Origin of the sequence: Sphingomonas cremea, from assembly GCF_021502585.1 — a bacterium.
Taxonomy (GTDB): Bacteria; Pseudomonadota; Alphaproteobacteria; order Sphingomonadales; family Sphingomonadaceae; genus Sphingomicrobium; species Sphingomicrobium cremea.
The window spans coordinates 447,276-465,628 of sequence record NZ_JAKFGM010000003.1 but is presented as its reverse complement, the minus strand read 5'-3'; the positions used below and the strand labels follow the sequence as shown (position 1 = coordinate 465,628).

At 62.5% G+C, this 18,353-nt stretch carries 15 protein-coding genes; 7 read left to right on the top strand and 8 right to left on the bottom strand.

Going from position 1 to position 18,353, the window contains the following annotated elements:
- The first annotated feature begins 33 nt into the window (after positions 1–33).
- Both LVY65_RS12605 and LVY65_RS12600 read left to right on the top strand, forming a co-directional pair.
- The gene (locus LVY65_RS12605; RefSeq protein ID WP_235068603.1) at positions 34–4,683 is read left to right on the top strand and encodes an NAD-glutamate dehydrogenase; all 4,650 of its coding nucleotides are present in this window, start codon (positions 34–36) and stop codon (positions 4,681–4,683) included.
- Complete coding sequence (locus tag LVY65_RS12600) at positions 4,683–5,528, top strand: ATP-grasp domain-containing protein (RefSeq protein ID WP_235068602.1); 846 nt, start codon at positions 4,683–4,685, stop codon at positions 5,526–5,528. Before LVY65_RS12605 ends, LVY65_RS12600 begins: the two co-directional genes overlap by 1 nt.
- Here LVY65_RS12600 and LVY65_RS12595 read toward each other — a convergent pair.
- From LVY65_RS12595 to LVY65_RS12575, 5 genes are read right to left on the bottom strand one after another with little or no spacing between them, the layout of a single operon-like run.
- Positions 5,509–5,742, bottom strand: a complete 234-nt coding sequence (locus LVY65_RS12595) for a ribbon-helix-helix domain-containing protein (RefSeq protein ID WP_235068601.1) — start codon at positions 5,740–5,742, stop codon at positions 5,509–5,511. The genes LVY65_RS12600 and LVY65_RS12595 overlap by 20 nt on opposite strands.
- Entirely contained in the window at positions 5,742–6,464 is a 723-nt protein-coding gene (gene phbB, locus LVY65_RS12590; RefSeq protein ID WP_235068600.1) for an acetoacetyl-CoA reductase, read from the bottom strand. The genes LVY65_RS12595 and phbB overlap by 1 nt, the downstream gene beginning before the upstream one ends.
- A gap of 34 nt (positions 6,465–6,498) precedes the next feature.
- On the bottom strand, positions 6,499–7,506 hold the full coding sequence (gene hemH / locus LVY65_RS12585) for a ferrochelatase (RefSeq protein WP_235068599.1): 1,008 nt from the start codon (positions 7,504–7,506) through the stop codon (positions 6,499–6,501).
- Complete coding sequence (locus tag LVY65_RS12580; RefSeq protein WP_235068598.1) at positions 7,503–9,632, bottom strand: molybdopterin cofactor-binding domain-containing protein; 2,130 nt, start codon at positions 9,630–9,632, stop codon at positions 7,503–7,505. Before LVY65_RS12580 ends, hemH begins: the two co-directional genes overlap by 4 nt.
- Positions 9,632–11,302, bottom strand: a complete 1,671-nt coding sequence (locus LVY65_RS12575; RefSeq protein ID WP_235068597.1) for a class I adenylate-forming enzyme family protein — start codon at positions 11,300–11,302, stop codon at positions 9,632–9,634. The genes LVY65_RS12580 and LVY65_RS12575 overlap by 1 nt, the downstream gene beginning before the upstream one ends.
- 62 nt (positions 11,303–11,364) lie before the next feature.
- Here LVY65_RS12575 and lgt point away from each other — a divergent pair, with 62 nt between their 5' ends.
- The 5 genes from lgt to LVY65_RS12550 are packed head-to-tail and all read left to right on the top strand — an operon-like array spanning position 11,365 to position 15,830.
- Entirely contained in the window at positions 11,365–12,255 is an 891-nt protein-coding gene (gene lgt / locus LVY65_RS12570; protein WP_235068596.1) for a prolipoprotein diacylglyceryl transferase, read from the top strand.
- Positions 12,252–13,232: a class I SAM-dependent methyltransferase gene (locus tag LVY65_RS12565; RefSeq protein WP_235068595.1), complete on the top strand. Its 981-nt coding sequence runs from the start codon at positions 12,252–12,254 to the stop codon at positions 13,230–13,232. The genes lgt and LVY65_RS12565 overlap by 4 nt, the downstream gene beginning before the upstream one ends.
- Positions 13,229–13,738, top strand: a complete 510-nt coding sequence (locus LVY65_RS12560) for a GNAT family N-acetyltransferase (protein WP_235068594.1) — start codon at positions 13,229–13,231, stop codon at positions 13,736–13,738. The genes LVY65_RS12565 and LVY65_RS12560 overlap by 4 nt, the downstream gene beginning before the upstream one ends.
- Positions 13,735–14,499 carry a peptidoglycan editing factor PgeF gene (gene pgeF, locus LVY65_RS12555; protein WP_235068593.1) on the top strand — a complete coding sequence of 255 codons (765 nt, stop codon included), beginning with the start codon at positions 13,735–13,737 and terminating at the stop codon, positions 14,497–14,499. Before LVY65_RS12560 ends, pgeF begins: the two co-directional genes overlap by 4 nt.
- A gap of 47 nt (positions 14,500–14,546) precedes the next feature.
- Complete coding sequence (locus tag LVY65_RS12550; protein WP_235068592.1) at positions 14,547–15,830, top strand: cystathionine gamma-synthase family protein; 1,284 nt, start codon at positions 14,547–14,549, stop codon at positions 15,828–15,830.
- Here the strand turns inward: LVY65_RS12550 and LVY65_RS12545 are convergent.
- From LVY65_RS12545 to LVY65_RS12535, 3 genes are read right to left on the bottom strand one after another with little or no spacing between them, the layout of a single operon-like run.
- The gene (locus tag LVY65_RS12545) at positions 15,827–16,492 is read right to left on the bottom strand and encodes an HAD family hydrolase (protein ID WP_235068591.1); all 666 of its coding nucleotides are present in this window, start codon (positions 16,490–16,492) and stop codon (positions 15,827–15,829) included. The two genes, LVY65_RS12550 and LVY65_RS12545, sit on opposite strands and share 4 nt — an antisense overlap.
- Complete coding sequence (locus LVY65_RS12540) at positions 16,489–17,256, bottom strand: NTP transferase domain-containing protein (RefSeq protein WP_235068590.1); 768 nt, start codon at positions 17,254–17,256, stop codon at positions 16,489–16,491. The genes LVY65_RS12545 and LVY65_RS12540 overlap by 4 nt, the downstream gene beginning before the upstream one ends.
- Positions 17,253–18,308, bottom strand: coding sequence for a CDP-alcohol phosphatidyltransferase family protein (locus LVY65_RS12535; protein WP_235068589.1), 1,056 nt, complete (start codon positions 18,306–18,308; stop codon positions 17,253–17,255). Before LVY65_RS12535 ends, LVY65_RS12540 begins: the two co-directional genes overlap by 4 nt.
- Between the last annotated feature and the right edge of the window lie 45 nt (positions 18,309–18,353).

Sequence of the window (18,353 nt, the reverse complement as noted above, 5' to 3'; positions counted from 1 at the left end):
CGCATCGCGAGACAGGCGGAGCAATAGCAGGACATGACGGTAATCACGCGGACGGAAGCCTCAACGGTTGACGGCTTGCGGGAGGCGCTTCTCAGCAATGCGCTGGCAGGCGAGCTCGACGGGTTCAACGCCGACGAACAGACCGAGGCTGCGCGCTTCATTGCCGATGTCGCGCACAAGCGCCGCCGTGGCGAAGTCTCCATCCGCCTGGAATCCACGGGTGGCGAAGCAGGCCGGCGCCGCATGCGGCTCGGCATCATCAATGATGACATGCCTTTCCTGGTCGACTCGATCGCCAACGCCATCGCCGGCCGCCATCTTACCATCCATCGCCTGCTTCACCCGGTATTGTGCGTCGACCGGGACGAGAAAGGGGTGCTGCAATCCCTGGAAGGCCTTTGCGGCGACATAAGCCGCCGCGAATCGATGATGTACATCGAACTCGACCGTGCCGATGCGCGCGGCCGGCGTGAACTGGTCGAGGATTTGCATGCCGTTCTGGCTGATGTTCGGGCAGCTGTTCGCGACTGGCCAAAGATGCAGGCGCAGATGCGCGAAGATGCGGCCAAGGTCGATGACGCCGAAGGCTCGGCGCTTCTCAGCTGGTTCGCTGATGGCGCGCTGACCCTGCTCGGTTACCAGGTCGAACGCCCGGGCGAGGAGCCTTCGAGCACTCTTGGCATCTTTTCAATCCCGGGCGCGCCGACCGACAAGGGCGGCTCGGTAGGCGCCATTCGCCATTTCGAGCGCGGTGGCGCGGTGCCGCTGATCGCCAAGGCCGAGCGCAAGTCCACCGTCCACCGCCGGGTACCGCTCGACCTGATTGTCGTCCCGATCCGCGAAGGCGGAAAGATAACCGGTATCGGCGTCCATGCCGGCTTGTGGACCAGCCAGTCGCTGATCCAGCCGACCGAGGAAGTTCCCGTGCTCCGTCGCCGCCTTGAGGAGCTTGACCGGGAATTCGGTTTCGATCCCAGGGGCCATAGCGGCAAGGCATTGAGGCATGCGCTCGGGTCCGTGCCGCGCGACCTGCTGGTCAATCTCAGCGAGGAAAGCGGCCGCGACCTGATCACCATGGCCATGTCGCTCGCCGATCGGCCACGGCCGGCGATCTTGCTCCTTCGCAGCATCCTCAAGGGTCATTTGTTCGCTTTCGTCTGGCTCCCGCGCGATGATCTCAACACCGAGCGCCGACTGGCCATTGCCGACCTCCTTGAGCATGCAACCGGCCGGCCGGTCACCAGCTGGTCTGTGGAGCTGGGCGAAGGCGACCTGGCGCTCATCCGCTACACCCTCGACATCGAGGCGGACGACCCAACGCCGGATATGAGGGAGCTCAACCGCCGGTTGGACGAGATGGTCCGCGGGTGGGAACCAGGGGTCGAGGAAGCGCTGATCGCGCGCGTTGGCGCCGGCCGCGCTACGCGCCTGACCCTGACCTATGCGGGGAGCTTTCCCGATTATTATCGCAACCGGACCAGCGCCGACGAAGCGGCATTGGACGTCCTTCGCCTGAATGGATTGGCTGACAACAGCGAGCGCGATGCGCGCCTTTTTGTCGAGACCGTTGGAGGTGAGCAGCGACTCCGCCTCAAGATATACCGCCGCGGCGGCCTGATAGCGCTTTCCGATGCGATCCCGGTGCTGGAAAATTTCGGCTTTCGCGTACTGGCAGAGATCCCGATCGAGCTGTCTGGCGAGGATAAGGCGCATATCCACGATTGCCTGCTCGAACTGGCCGATGGCGTAGCCATCGACGAAGTGCTTTCTCGCGCCGACATTATCGAGCGCGCGATCTCCGACGTACTATGCGGCGGAGCTGAAAACGACGCATTCAACCAGTTGGTACTCTACGCCGGTCTTGAGCCCCGGCCGGTCGTCTGGCTGCGAGCATGGTTCCGTTATATGCGCCAGACCGGTGTGGCATTCAGCGTCGCGACCGTGGTCGATGCGTTGCGTCGCGCACCCAAGGCTACAGGTGCTCTCATCCGGCTGTTCGGGGTAGCGCATGATCCCAAGGCGGCCAGCGGCCGCGAGGCCGCAGTCAAATCAGCCTCCGGCAAGTTCGAAGAGGCCCTGAAGGACGTTCGCGGCATCGATGACGACCGCATCCTGCGGCAAATGCGGGCTGTGGTCGACGCGACGCTGCGTACAAATGCCTTTGCTCCGGCCGCCGCCGAAGCGCTGGCATTCAAGATCGAGTCCAGGAAGGTGCCGGGCCTCCCGGCGCCGGTCCCCTATCGCGAGATCTGGGTCTACAGCCCGCGCGTCGAGGGTATCCACCTGCGCGGCGGCCCGATCGCCCGTGGCGGCTTGCGCTGGTCCGACCGGCGCGACGATTTCCGCACTGAAATTCTCGGGCTGATGAAGGCCCAGCTGGTCAAGAATGCCGTCATTGTCCCGACCGGAGCCAAGGGCGGCTTCTACCCCAAGCAATTGCCGAATTCTGCGGTCGACCGCGACGGCTGGCTGGCCGAGGGAACCGAAAGCTATCGGATCTTCATCCGTTCGCTGCTGTCGGTCACCGACAATATCGTCAAGGACAAGGTCGTTCATCCGGCCGACGTCGTCATTCACGATGGCGACGATCCCTATTTCGTGGTCGCCGCCGACAAGGGCACCGCGACCTTCTCCGATGTTGCCAACGCGATCGCACTTGAGCGCGGTTACTGGCTGGGTGACGCCTTCGCCAGCGGTGGCTCCAACGGGTACGACCACAAGGCGATGGGCATCACCGCCAAGGGCGCCTGGATTTCGGTCCAGCGCCATTTCCTTGAAATGGGCGTCGACGTCCAGGAACAGACGGTTCGGGTTGTCGGTTGCGGCGACATGTCGGGCGACGTGTTCGGCAACGGTATGTTGCTCTCAAAGGAGCTCAAGCTGGTTGCGGCGTTCGATCACCGTCACATCTTCATCGATCCCGATCCCGACCCGGCCAAGAGCTGGAAAGAGCGCAAGCGGATGTTCGAACTGCCGCGGTCAAGCTGGGACGACTATAACCGCAAGCTGATGTCGAAGGGCGGTATGATCGTGCCGCGCAGCCAGAAGTCGATCGAGCTTACGCCTGAGGCACGTGCCGCATTGGATATCGAAGCAGAGACAATCGATCCCACGAGCCTGATCTCGGCAATCCTCAAGGCTCCGGTCGACCTCATCTGGTTCGGTGGCATCGGCACTTACATCAAGGCCAGCTATCAGACCCACGCCCAGGTCGGCGATCCGGTCAACGACCCGCTGCGAGTCGATGCCAGCGAGGTGCGCGCCAAGGTTATCGGTGAGGGTGCAAACCTTGCCATCAACCAGGCCGGGCGCATCGAATTCGCGTCGCAGGGTGGACGAATCAACACCGACTTCATCGACAATTCGGCGGGCGTCGATTGTTCCGACAATGAGGTGAACATCAAGATCCCGCTCAACCGGGAAATGAGCGAAGGCCGCTTGGGTGAGGCAGAGCGGAACAAGCTGCTTTCCAGCATGACTGAAGAGGTCTCCGAGCTGGTCCTGGAGGACAACCGCCTCCAATCGCTGGCGCTCTCGATCGCCGAGTCCCGGGGCACGGCGGGAATTCCGGGCTTCGTTCGCACCATCGAGATTCTCGAGGCATCCGGCCGTCTCGACCGCAAGGTTGAAGGGCTCGACTCAAGCGAGGCCCTGCTCAGGCGGAAAGTCGACGGGCTCGGCCTGAGCCGTCCGGAGCTTGCCGTCGTGCTTTCGATGTCCAAGATCCACCTGAAGGATGCCGCCGAAGAACTAAAGCTCGCCAACGATCCGACTATGGAAGGCGAACTGATGGCCGCCTTCCCCGAGCCGATGCGGAAGAAGCATGCGGATGCGATCCGCGCCCATCGACTGAGGCATCAGATCGTTTCGACCAAGGTCGCCAACCGGCTGGTCAATCGACTTGGCCCAAGTCTCCCGCTCGACATGACCGAAGAAGAAGGGGTTGGCCTGCCACAAGTCATTACCGCCTTCCTGGTTGCCGAACGGCTGCTCGATCTCCAGTCGCTATGGGCTCGGATCGAAGATGCAAAAATCACGGAAGAATCGCGGATTGCGCTTTTTGCGGTCGCCGCGAAAACAATTCGTGCGCATATCGGCGATGTGATCCGTGCCGCTGCCGGCGAAACCAGCGTCAAGGATGTCGTCGAGATGTTGAAGCCCGGCCTCGACAAGGTCGCGGCCAAGGCGACCGGCCTCATACGTGCCGAGGTCCGGGGAGAGGCGGCTGCCCGCCGCTCCGAGTTGACGGCGCTGGGGGCTGACAAGGCCATCGTCGACCGACTGGTCAAGCTCTACGAGCTGGATGGTGTGTTCGGCATTGCCGGACTGGCATCTCGCCGGCGTCTCGATGAGCTGTTGCTAACCCGCGCCTACACTCGCCTTGGCGAGGTGCTCGGCCTCGACTGGGCCCAACAACAGGTTTCACGCTACGTGCCGACCGACAATTGGCAGCGACTACTTGCTGCCGGCTTGATCCGCGACTTCGAACAGGTTCGGATCGATTTCCTTAGCCGCACCCGCAGCGATGACCCGGACCAAAGCGTCGAGCGCTGGGTCGAGACCAATCCGCGGCGCATCGCCCAGTTCCGTGCGCTTGTGGAGCGGGCCAAGCTTGCCGGGTCGGTCTCGGCGCCGATGCTGGCCCAGATCGCCAGCCAGGCGCGAATCCTGCTTTCTCGCTAGTGCGTACGGCGATCCTCACCCCTGCTCCGGATTATCCGGAGGCCTGGAACTGGGCCTATGACGTTGAGGCCGACGTGCTTCGGCGCTCCGGAATCGAGGTCGAACCACGGCCTTGGACTAATCCCGGCGAACTCAGTGTATTCGACCTCGTCATGCCGCTTGTCGCATGGGGCTATCACCTCGATCCACCGCGCTGGCATGCACTGCTCGACCGGTTGGAAGGCGATGGGCCGAAGGTACTGAACCCCGTGCCACTGCTCCGGTGGAACAGCAACAAGCGCTATCTGGCGGAGCTCGGGCAAAAGGGTATCGCAGTTATTCCAACGCGTCTGGTCGATGCGCTCGACGAAGCTGCGCTAGCCGATGCCCGGGCCGAATTTGGAAGCGAACTGGTGATCAAGCCGCCGGTATCAGCTTCGGCAGATGGTACTTACCGGCTGGGTCCCGGCGATCCTTTACCCGCCAGCTCCCACCAGCGGACAATGTTGGTTCAGCCCTTCCTGCGTTCGGTCGCGGATGAAGGCGAATATTCGATCATGCTGTTCGGCGGTCGCTTCAGCCATGCGATAGTCAAGCGGCCGAAAGCCGGCGACTACAGGGTCCAGCCGCATCTCGGCGGAACAGAGCAGCCCTGCCAACCGCCAACCGGCGCGATCGAACTTGCGCAAGCCGCCCTGGCCACCGCGCCGGCCGAAGCGGCATATGCACGGGTTGATATGGTCCGCGATGAATCGGGTGCGCTGGCGATTATCGAACTGGAACTGATCGAACCATCGCTTTGGCTTCAGCACGCCCCGGATGGCGGCGCATCCTTTGCCGAGACCGTCATCGCTGCGCTTCCATAAGGAACAGCCACTGGCGTATCGCCGACGTCAAATTGGGTGCGCCGCCAGGCGTATCAAGCCGCTCAACGTCGATCCGCGCAATCAATGCGTTGATCGGCAGGCCTTCCGCCATCGCCGCACGCTCAAGCGCCTTCCAGAAAAGCGGCTCCAGGCTGATCGACGTCTCATGTCCGGCGATCGTCACTGACCGCTTTGTCGGAGGTCCGAGCGTCATCAATACATATGCTGGCCGCCGTTGATCGACAGGGTCGAACCGGTGATGAAGCCGGCATCTTCGTCAACCAGGAAGGCGACGCCCCTCGCAATCTCTTCGGCCTTGCCAAGACGTTTGACCGGGATACGCGCGACGATCTTGGACAACACGTCTTCCGGGACTGCGGCAACCATGTCGGTGTCGATATAGCCGGGCGCGATCGCATTGACCGTAACATTGTTTCGCGCGCCTTCCTGCGCCAGCGCCTTGGTGAAGCCGTGGATGCCTGATTTGGCGGCGGCATAATTGACCTGGCCATATTGGCCGGCCTGGCCGTTAATCGAGCCGATGTTGACGATGCGGCCGTAATTGCGCGACTGCATCCCTTCGAACACCGCCTTGGCCATGTTGAAACAGCCGCCAAGATTGGTGTCGATGACGTCCTGCCATTTCTGGTGATCCATCCGCTTCATGGTCGCGTCGCGGGTGATGCCAGCATTGTTGACCAGCACGTCCACCGGCCCGAGTTCTGCCTCAACCTGCTCGACGCCTTCCCGGCAAGCGTCGCAATCCGCGACGTCCCATTTGTAGGCGGCGATTCCAGTTCGTTCGGTGAACTCTCGCGCGCGCTCTTCATTGCCGGCGTAAGTCGCGGCGACCTTCATTCCCTTATCCCTCAGCGCGACGCTGATCGCCTCGCCGATCCCACGGGTTCCGCCGGTTACGATCGCCACTCGCGCCATGACTCGTTCTCCTGATCTATGTTGTGCCGCTGCGTTAGGACGACGGCCACCATCCGGCAAGTTCGCGCCGGATCAGGCCTTCCAGCATCGCCATTCCCTGATCGCCGTCGTTGAGGCAATCGAGCCGCGCGAAATGAGTTCCGCCCGCCGTGAGGAAGTTTTCGCGTTCGCGAATTCCGAGTTCCTCCAATGTCTCAAGGCAATCCGCCGAAAAGCCGGGGGCGGCGATGGCAATCCGTTTTACGCCCTGCTGCGGATAGGCGGCGAGTGTGACGTCTGTTGCCGGCTCCAGCCATTTGGCCCGGCCGAAGCGCGACTGGAAGGCGACGTCGACGTCAAGCCCGATCGCCTCGCCCAATAGACGAGCGGTCTTGCGGCAATGGCAATGGTAGGGATCGCCAAGCTCCAGCGTCCGCTGCGGCATTCCGTGGAAGCTCAGCAGCAAGCGATCTGGAGTGAAGTCCAACTCAGCAATCTGGCGTTCGAGGTCGGATTTCAGCGCACCAATATAGAGCGGGTCGTCAAAATAGGGTGGCAGGGTCCCCAAGGCGGGTTGCCAGCGCTGGGCGGCAATGGCTGCGAAGGTCGCGTCCATCGCGCTGGCGGTCGTTGCGGCGCTATATTGCGGATAAAGGGGGGAGGTCAGAATCCGGGTGACGCCTGCGTCGATCATGCGGGCAATCGCACCCTCGATACCGGGGTTGCCATAACGCATTGCCCAGTCGACGGTCACTTCGTCGCCCAATCGGGCTTGCAACTTGGCGGCTTGACGAGCGGTGATTGCGGCAAGCGGCGAACCTTCCTCGCTCCATACCTGGGAATAGGCATGCGCGCTCTTCTTGGGCCGCGTGCGAAGGATGATTCCATGAAGAATCGGCTTCCACGCCCAGCGCGGAATCTCGATGACCCTAGGGTCCGACAGAAATTCGGCGAGGTAGCGCCGGACCGCATTCGGTTCGGGAGCATCCGGCGTGCCGAGATTGATCAGCAGCACGCCGATGCGCGGCTTCGGGATAGGGGGGTGGTTGTCCGGCCTAGTCATGCCGCGCTCATCGGGTCGAACGGCAGGTTGCGCAAGCGCTTGCCGGTGCCGGCAGCAAGTGCATTGGCCACGGCCGGGGCGAGGACCGCCATTCCGAGCCCGCTGACCCCGCCCGATGATTCGTCGCTGCCAATGATCTCGACTTCGATTTTCGGCACGTCGTGCAACCGCTCATAGCCACGGCCGCGCAAGGGCGTCGCTCGCGGCATTCCCGCCACCCATTCGGGCGCCGGGATAACGGCGGCGGCCAATGCCGAGAGCAACCCCCCTTCAATCTGCTGTCGAACCAGTCCGGGATTGACGATCCGCCCGGCATCGACCGCCGCAACCAGTCGCGACACTTTCAGTCGCTGGTCAGCGCCAAGCGTCGCTTCGGCCAGGAGGCCGATGTACGAACCGTAAAGCGACGCACATGACAGTCCCATATTGCTACCCGGGGCGCCACCGTCCCAGCCGCCGATTGCCGCCGCCGTGGTGATGGCCCGCGCCAGTCGGGGCGAACCCCCGAGGAGTCCAATGCGATAAGTGAGAGGCTCGGCGCCCAATGCTCGCGCCATCTCGTCTACGAAGCTCTCAGTTGCAAAAGTCATCATCGCTTCGTCGCCGCCGCGCATGTAGCCGGTGCGAGTGGGCAATTTTGCATCGACTGCATCGATCCGGATTGCAGGGATCCCATAGGGCGGGGTCGCTCCTTTGGGAGCGAAGGCGGCAACAGGTTTGCCCGTTGCGCGGGCCAGGTCAGCCTCAAGTCCTGGCGCGCCGGCGATGCGGGCACTCCAGGCGGCAATCGTGCCGTCTGGCGCAGGAAGTGCGGACAGGCGCGCCAGGATCGGCGAGCGAGCCGTGTCCTGGTTCTGGGCAGTCGCAGGTGGCAGGGCCATGCTGACCGGACGGCCGGAATGTTTCGCCAGCTCGACGGTAATGGCGACCGTGCCGACATCCATTCCACTTCCCGACCCGTCGCCGATTGGCATGGCGTATAGCGATACCAATTTCTCGGAGATCCCCGCGGCACTAGCGGCGGCGGCGCGGGCGAGATCGGGCATCTGCGTCGCGGCCCACACTTCCAAGCGGTCTCCGGTAAAGCGCGCCACCGCTGCCGGTGCCTCGATCGGATGATGTGGTGTCGCGGACATCGCATAAGTAGCCGACAGCGGTCGCGAGTCCTTTGTGGCTTTGTAATAGTCGCCACGCTTGAACAGGCGCTTCGCCTTGCCGCTGTCCAGGCTGTCTGAAAGGAGAGCAGACAGGTCGCCCCGGCTTTCGCCGGAGAAGCGGGCAGAGGCGCGGGTCAGCGCATGGTCGGCGGCCCACCAGGTTTCGCCTAACGCGGCAATCCATTCTTCGCGCACGACCAGGTCGATCAAGCCCGGTTGCTGCTTCGCGCCGGCACGCGAAAATCCGCGAAGGCGCCCGCCCGGCGGGGCCATCCGGACCGAGGCGAAGATCATTCGCGGCAGGCGCAAGTCGGACGCGAAGCGCAAACTGCCGTCGGATTTGGCGGGCAAATCCAGCCGCGGGAGCGCTTCGCCGAGCAGCTTTCCGGTTCCGACGGGCCTGAGTTGGGGTGCTTTGGGCGGTTGCAAGCTTGCGGCGTCGGCCGCGACTTCGCCGAAGCTCAGCCTTTTGCCTTCATGAACGACAAACCCGCCCTCGGTATCGCACTCCTCGGCAGCGACACCCCAGCGCCCTGCAGCTGCTGCGCAAAGCAGCGTGCGAGCCGCCGCCGCCGCCGCGCGCAAGGGTTGATCGAATGCGCGGATCGAGCTCGATCCGGCGGTGATTCGCGTTTTCACCTGATAATCATGCGTAATCAGTTGGTTGATATAGGCGTCCCCATGTGGGGCCGGCTCGACGGCCATATTTTCCCACGCTGCACCGAGCTCGTCGGCGGCAATCTGCGCCAGTCCGGTCCAAATGCCCTGACCAACCTCCGTTTGAGGCACCGCAAGCGTTACGCGCCCGTCCGTGCCAATACGCAGGAATGGCCCAAGCACTGCTTCCCGCGGCCCGGCGCGAAGCGGGCTGCCATCTTGCCGCGGCCAGGCAAGGAAGGCGACGATCAGGCCGACGCCCGCACCGCCGCCGATCAACAAGGTGCGGCGCGAGACGCCGGGCAACTGCATTAGCCGGCGTATCGCTGTTTGAGCGCGACCCGGTCGATCTTGCCGGTGCCGAGCCGGGGAAGTGGCTCGTCGGAAAAGACGATCCGCCCCGGAACCTTGAACGCCGCCAGCCGCCCATCAAGGAACTTGCGCAATTCCTCCTCGCTGAGGCTGCTGCCCTCGCGCCGATGGAGGATCGCCACCGGTATTTCTCCAAGCCGGTCGTCGGGGGCGCCAAACACCGCTGCCTCGGCAATGCCTTCGCAGCCATAGAGGGCGGCTTCGACCTCGGCGGCGGAGATATTCTCGCCGCCGCGGATGATAATGTCCTTCTTGCGATCGACGATGAACAAATATCCGTCCTCGTCGACGTAACCGACATCGCCGGTCTTGAGGAAACCGTCGGCTGTGAATGCGGCGGCCGTTGCATCCGAATTCTTCCAATATTCCTTGATATTGGCCGCTGATCGCATGGCGATTTCGCCGCGCTGGTTGCGGCCGAGATGGGTTTCATCCTCACCCAATATGACCAATTCGACGAACGGCACTTGGGCGCGCCCGGTCGAGGCCGGCTTGGCCGCATAATTATCCCAGAAATTGCCGCACCCGACGGCGTTGGTTTCGGTAAGGCCATATCCCAGTGCGGGCTGGGCTGCGGGGAAAGATCGGCGCAGTCGATCGACATGGGCAGCCGGTCGCGGAGCTCCTCCTGCGGCGATGTCGGTCAGCGTGCTGAGATCGTAATTGCCTCGGTCCGGATGATTCATGAGCTCCAGGCTCATCGTCGGGACGCCGACGAAATAGGTGATCTTTTCCTTCTCGATCAGTCGAAGCGCCTCCGTTGCGTCCCATTTGGGCACCAGCACCATTCCCCGCGCAATCACGAAGCTGTTGAGCATCACCGGCACTTCACCGGTAACGTGAAACAATGGCACGACGACCAAGGTCTTAAGCGGATTAAGCGGCGGCCGGCCTTCGGATTCAAGGATCCCGCGAAGCACCATCAGGCTTGTGGCATAGGCATAGACGCCAGTAGTCACTGCGCGGTGGGTCGATACTGCGCCCTTGGCCTCGCCGGTCGAGCCGGACGTGAAGAGGATAGTTGCATCGTCCTCGGGACTCACCTCGGGCAATTCGATGCCGTCCGAACCGGCGCCGAGCAGGTCGGCGAACGCCTCTTCGCAATGAGCTTCTATGGCGATCGTCTCGACGATGCAGGTCGAACATGTCGCCGATATTCGCTTGGCGCGCGGAGTATCGGCCAGGATCAGCTTCGGTTCCGTCAACTGCAGAGCATGTTCCAGCTCTTCGGACTGCCACCAGCCATTCAGCAATGTGGCGATCGCCCCGGCCTTGATCGCCGCCATGTAGGACAGGATCCAGGCGGGGCAGTTGCGCATTGCGATGCCCACCCGGTCCCCTTTGCCGACTCCGCGCGCGATCAGACCCCGTGCCAGCCGATCCGAAAATGCGTCCAGTTGGGCGAACGTGAGCCGTTCGTCTCCGGCGATGATCGCTTCGACCTCTGCATTAAGCATGCAGAATGTCTTGAAGAACATCGGCAGCGTGGCCGGAAAATTGGCGACGATTACCCTGCCTTGATCATCCCGCTCGAGGATTACCCGCCCGCCCGGTCCGGTGACCGCGGCCATTTCCGCGTCAAATTTCCGGTCGAGGTCGGTCAGGGCCATCCGTCTGTCCTTGGAGTTTTGTTTTGGCCACCCTATGAGGCGGCAACGATGAGGGGAAGCCCATGAGTTTGTTGGTATCGACGGTCGCGGCATCCACGGCGATCGCCTTCCCGGATCTTGGGCTGAAGCCGACTGTGTTCGAGATCGGCTGGTTCCAACTGCGCTGGTACAGCCTTGCCTATCTGGCCGGTATTTTCATCGGCTATTGGTATTTGCTGAAGCTGTTGAAGCAGCCCGGCGCGCCGATGGCCCGCCGTCACGCGGACGATCTGGTATTTTATTCGGCTCTCGGCATCATTCTCGGCGGCCGGCTTGGGTATGTGCTGTTTTACAACCTGCCTTTTTACCTGGAACATCCGCTCGACATCTTGAAGCTTTGGGATGGCGGGATGAGTTTTCACGGCGGCGTGATCGGCACCTCGCTCGGCATCCTCTACCTCGCGCGCAAGGAAGGGCTGCCTTGGCTTCGAATGCATGATTATGTCGCCTGCTGCGTTCCATTCGGCCTGTTTTTCGGCCGGCTAGCGAATTTCGTGAATCAGGAGCTTTGGGGCGCTGTGACCAACGTGCCATGGGCGATCCGGTTCGAAGAGATCACGCCCTACGGCAAGCTGCTAGGCCCGCCCCGACACCCCAGCCAACTCTACGAGGCTGGGCTCGAAGGCCTGGTGCTGTTCGCCATCCTTTGGTTGCTGTTTTGGCGGACCCAGGCGCGCTACCAGCCGGGTAAGCTCGTCGGCGCCTTCATCTTCTTCTACGGCGTCTTCCGCTTCGGCATCGAGTTCATCCGTGAACCGGATTCGCAACTAATCGGCTTTGCCCAGGCCACGGGTCTGCACATGGGCCAGTGGCTGACCGTTCCAATGATCGCTGGCGGAATCTATCTAATGGCTACGGCCAACAAGCGGCGCATTCGGGTCGAGCCGACGGTAGGCTCGGCCAGCGTGGCTTGAGCGAGGTCGGTGACCTGCTGGCGGCCCGAATCGCCGCCGAGGGACCGATCGGAGTCGACGAATATATGGCGGCGGCTAACTCGCATTATTATGCGACCCGCGATCCATTGGGCGTATCCGGAGACTTCATTACTGCACCTGAGATCCACCAGATGTTTGGAGAGATGCTGGGCGCTGTGCTGGCCGATTGCTGGGTCCGGGCTGGCCGGCCGGTCGACGCCGTTTATGCCGAGTTGGGACCTGGCCGAGGCACGCTGGCCAATGATGCACTGAGCGTCCTTCGGCGCGCAGGATTTACTGGTGAAGTGCATCTGGTCGAAACCAGCCCAGCACTAAAAAGGGCACAGGCGAAGCTGCTGCCTGAAGCCAACTTCCACGACGAGATTGACTCCCTCCCCAAAGCGCCGCTGTTGCTCGTCGCCAATGAGTTCTTCGACGCATTGCCGGTCAAACAATGGGTTGGCGATGAGGAGCGTCGCGTCATCCATGACGGGACCGCGTTTGCCTTCACGATTTACGGCCTCATCCGCGAAACTTCCCCTGCCCGTGACGAGGCTGCCCAAACACTCGCCAAGCGTCTCGCGGCCTACGGGGGCGTGGCAATCGTCATCGATTACGGTCATTCGAAGGGCGAACAGGGCGATACGTTGCAGGCAGTTCGAGACCACCGCTTCTCCAATCCTCTCGATGAGCCTGGCGAGCAGGACATCACCAGCCATGTCGATTTCGCCGCATTGTCAGAAGCGGCTCGGTGCGGAGGCGCGACGGTGAGCCGCATTGCCAGTCAGGGCGCATGGCTGGAAACGCTTGGAATCGGCGCAAGGGCGATGGCGCTAGCCGCCAAAAACCCGCAGGATACGGAACGGATTGCCGCTGCCCGGCGGCGGTTATGCGATGAGGCGGAGATGGGACGACTGTTCAAGGTAATGGCGATGAGGGCGCCGGTATGGCCCGAGATAGCGGGATTAGAGGCATGAGCGTGACCTTCCGTACCGCGACGGTCCGCGATGCGGAGGCGCTCGCGGCGCTGGGCACCGGCACCTTCGTCGCGACCTTCGGCCATCTCTATCAGCCAGGTGACTTGGAGATATTCCTCGAGAACCACTCGCCCGATGTTTGGGCGAAGGATCTGGCCGATCCGGCGTTCGCCGTCAGGGTCGCAGAGCTGGACAGAAAGATGGTCGCCTACGCCAAGCTCGGCCCGCCGCACCTGCCGTTCGAGCCGCGGGGCGAAGCAGCCGAGCTTCGCCAGCTCTATGTCGTTGAGGAAATGAAGGGGCAGGGCGTAGCCCATGCATTGATGGACTGGGTCATCCAAGGCGCACGCGATCGCCGTGCCGACCATCTTTATTTATCGGTCTTTACCGACAATCACCGCGCACGCCGCTTCTATGAAAAGTTCGGGTTCGAACCGGAGGGGACCTACGCCTTCATGGTCGGGACCCATGCGGACGAGGATATCGTCATGAGGCTCGCTCTATGACCCTCGACATCGTCCGCGCGGCAGCGCTCGACGGGATTCCCCATGGTTTCTTCGGTCGCAGTGGAGGGATTTCTACAGGCGCGGTTGCGGGGCTCAATTGCGGGCTTGGCAGCGGAGACGATCCCAAAGCAGTCGAAACCAATCGCCGAATGGCCGCTGACGCCATTTTGCGGAGTGCACCGCTGGCCAGCGTCTACCAGATTCATTCGCCAACGGCAGTCATTGTCACAGCTGCCGCGCCATATTCCGAGCGCCCTCAGGCCGACGCGCTGGTCACCGACCAGCCGGGCTTGCTGCTGGGGATCGTCACCGCGGACTGCGCGCCGGTATTGCTTGTCGATGCGGAAGCCGGGGTGGTTGGCGCAGCTCATGCGGGCTGGCGTGGCGCCCTGGCTGGAGTAACCGACCAGGCGATCGCTGCAATGATCTCGCTTGGCGCAAAGATCGACCGGATCGCTGCGGCAGTCGGGCCGTGCATTGCCCGCGCGTCCTATGAGGTTGATGATAGTTTTGCCGAACGGCTGTTGGTCGACGATCCCGGCAATGATCGCTTTTTCGCCGAAGGGAAGGGCGGCAAGCCGCATTTCGACCTGGAAGCCTATGTCGCAGCCCGCCTCGCCGCGGCCGGCATAGGCAGGATCGAGACGGTTGGCCTCGATACCTATGCGCTGGAAGATCGGTTTTACAGTTATCGCCGCTCTACCCACCGCATCGAGCCAACTTATGGGAGGCAGCTCAGTTTGATTGGCCTCGCCAGCTAGCGCGCTCCACCACCAGCGGCTAATGCGCTCGGCCAAGGAGACAATCTGTGACCGAGAGCCGCCCCCCAAAGGAATTCGAAACCCATATCGGCAACCACAAGCTGGACCCGTCGACCTTGATGATGGGCTATGGCTTCGACCCCGCGCTTAGCGAAGGATCTCTGAAGCCGCCGATATTTCTCACTTCGACCTTCGTGTTCCAGACGGCGGCGGAGGGGAAGCGCTTCTTCGAGGGCATTACCAACAAGCACGGTTCGGGCGGCAAGGCTGAGGGGCTGGTCTATTCCCGCTTCAACGGGCCCAATCAGGAGATTCTCGAGGATCGGCTGAAGCTCTGGGAAGAAGCGGAAACTGCGCTGACCTTTTCCAGCGGGATGACCGCGATCGCGACCCTGCTCCTGGCCTTTGTCCGGCCCGGCGACGTCGTCGTCCACTCGGGCCCGCTCTATGCGGCCACCGAAACCATCATCAACAAGATACTGACCCAGTTCGGCGTGCACTACGTCGACTTCCCGGCCGGCGCCACGCGCGACGAGCTGGACGACGTGATGGCGCGCGCCAAGGCCAAGGGCCGGGTGGCGATGATCTACCTTGAAAGTCCGGCCAATCCGACCAATGCGCTGGTCGATGTAGAGGCAGTCGCCGCCGCCCGCGCCGCGGCATTCGAGGGCGAGCTGCCGCCGATCGCGATCGACAACACTTTCCTTGGGCCACTTTGGGCAAAGCCCCTGGATCAAGGCGCGGACATTAGCGTCTACAGTCTGACCAAATATGCCGGCGGCCATAGTGACCTGGTCGCAGGCGGCCTGGTCGGCAAGCGTGCGCTGCTCGACAAAGTGAGGCTGATGCGGAACGTCATGGGCGGGATATGCGATCCCAACACCGCCTGGATGCTCATGCGCAGCCTTGAAACTTTGGAGTTGCGCATGACCCGGGCCGGCGAAAGCGCGGAAAAGGTTTGCGAATTTCTGCGCGACCATCCCAAGGTCGAAAAAGTTGGCTATCTCGGCTTCCTCGAGCCGGGCTCGCGCCAGGAAGATATATATAAGCGCCATTGCACTGGGGCGGGGTCGACCTTCTCGCTTTACCTGAAGGGCGGCGAGCGCGAGGCGTTCGCGTTCCTCGACGCGCTGAAAATTGCCAATCTTGCTGTCAGCCTCGGCGGCACCGAAACATTGGCCTCAGCACCTGCGGCAATGACTCATTTGTCGGTGCCTGACGAACGCAAGGCCGCATTGGGCATCAGCGACAACCTCGTCCGCATCTCGATAGGAGTCGAAAAGGCGGAGGACTTGATCGCAGATTTCGATAACGCGCTGCAGGGCGTCTAGCCCCAGTCCTCCACGCGCCAGCCGCGCTTGGCGGCGAGGACTTTGAGCTTGTCATGCGGGTTCACGGCAACCGCCTCGTCGGCCCATTCGAATACCGGCGCATCGCTGGCATGGTCGGAATAGAAGCGGACGTGCGCTCGTTCCAACTCGGCCACCGTCAGCCAATCCTCGATCATCCGTAGCTTCGCCGGGCCATAACAATTCTCGCCATGAATTTTGGCGTGAACCCGATCGTCGAGGCCGAGGATAGACTTGGTCCCGATGCAATCGTCGAAGCCCAGCCGTTCGGCGATTTCGCGCGCGTAGAAGCGGTAACTGGCGGTGGCCATCACGACGCGCCGGCCTTCGGCCTTGTCGCGGGCGATGGCGGCACGGGCTCCGGGCCGAATGTTGGACTTTAGCGTTGCCTCCGCAAAGCTTTCGACAAGCGGCTTAAGCTCGGCAGGGTGGCGGCCGTGGCCTAACAGCAAGCGATGGTTGATTTCCTTCAATCGAGCGCGGTCGATCAACTTTGCGACATAAGCGATCATCGAAAGGATCACGAAGGGCAGGAGGAGCAGCCGCCATGGCGCCCGTCGCACCGCGCAGTGCAACAGGAACGGAGTATATGTCGCATGGCGGGTAACGGTCCGGTCCATGTCGTATATCGCAAGGTCGGTCATGCGCGGCCTTCGAGGATTGCGGTAACCAATGCATGGTCTTCCGGCTTGTCGACGTCGACCGCTGCTAATGGATTGGCCAACTCGACCTTGCGGATAGCGAGGTCGAGCCGGCGGCCCACCGCTTCGAGAGTTTGGTCAATGGTTCGGACCCGTAATACGGCGCCGAGCAGCAATGCCGGCCCCAGCGCGGCAATCATCCGCCAGCCTTTCTTGCGATCCTGCTCGACAGAGCGCCACAGGGCGACGGCCTGCGTCGCCCGCGCGCTACCGAATGCGAACAGGTTCGCCCCCGAATAGGCGCCACCGCGAAAGCTCAGCCAGGTTCGCTTCGTGACAGCCAGGCGCGCGGTCAGCGCACGCCGCTCGACCATTCCGATGGCCACGTCGACGCCGGCGGCTCGCCCGCAAAAGTCCGCGATCATTTGCGGATCGAGAAGGGCATGATCTGCGGTGGTTACCAGTAGCGGGTAGCGAGTTGAAGGATCGGCCAGGATCGCTTCAAGGGTTGCCGCAATCGTGACCCCGGACAGTTCCAACGATAACCGTGGATCGTCGGGCAGTGCGTCGGCGATCCGCTCGGGCTGTTGGGTAAGGACGCGCACCCGGTCAATATCCGGCGCGGCGAGCAGCGCTGCGGCGGGCCGGGCGATCATCGGCATTCCGCCTACCGGAATCAGCGCCTTCAGGTTGGTGCCATAAGCCTGAGCGAAAGGGTCGGTCCCGGGCCGGGACCCGGCGAGCAACAACGCAGTCCAGCGGTTCATGCCAGCCAGCTGACGACCGGTCCGTTTCGGTCGCGGCGCGCATTGGCCTGTGCCAGCCGAACCGCGTGGAAGATCAACGAAACCAGCGTCCACAGCGCCACAAGTTCGATACCGAGATCAGGCCGTGCGATGAGTAGGGAGGCCACCAGAATGACCATGTTGGGGTTACGCCGGGCAGTAATCAGCCGAAATTTGCTGTCGATTTGCCGCCAGACGTGGATGTGCATTCCGAAACGACGGACGAAAATGCCCTCAATGATACGCTGCGCGACATAGCCGAAGACAATCGCGCCGACGATGAGCAGTTCGTAGACTCGCTCGAAGGGTCGACCATAGGCTTCAAGACCTTCCGACCATGCCCACCACCAGAATGGCGGGTGGATGAGGTCGAGGCCGTGGTCGAAAATATTGCCCCAATAGGAAGACTGACCCGTGCATCGCGCAAGCTTGCCATCGACGGTATCGAGCACCATGAAGCCGAAGGCAGCCGCGACGCCGGTCCAGTACCATGCGTTGTAAAACAGGAAAAAGGCCGCGACGCACAATATCGCTCCGACCAGGGTCACCATATTTGGGCTCATTCCGGCACGTGCCGCCCAACGGGTCAGGTAAAATGCCGGCCGCCGCCACAAATATAAGGTCAACGCATCGGTCACGCCCTTATAGCTGGCGTCATAGGCAGCACGCTCGACCGGCTCGGGGTCGGCGGGGTCGAGGCGCATGACGAATGGCCGGTCGCGCTTTCTCAGATTTTGATAGCTGAAATAGACGCTATCGGCGTCGATCTGCTCCAGCGATCCTTGATAGCGATCTGCGGACAGCATCGCGGCCAGTACGGCCGACGGGTCGCCTCCGACGGGAACATGGGCGAGTACGGGGTGGCCATCCTTGGTGAGGACGCTTCCCGGCGCCTCGGCCAGCGCAACCAGCCATTCCGGGTCCCAGCTCCATTCAAGGTCGGCATAAACCGCCGACCGGCCCGGCGTGGATTCGCTGGCGGGATCGAGCCGCGCCTTGATGGCAAGGGCGCGGGCGCGATCCGCGGCGTCCATGCCAAACGGGCGGGCGGAGTTCTCTCCGACCGTTAAGAATAATGG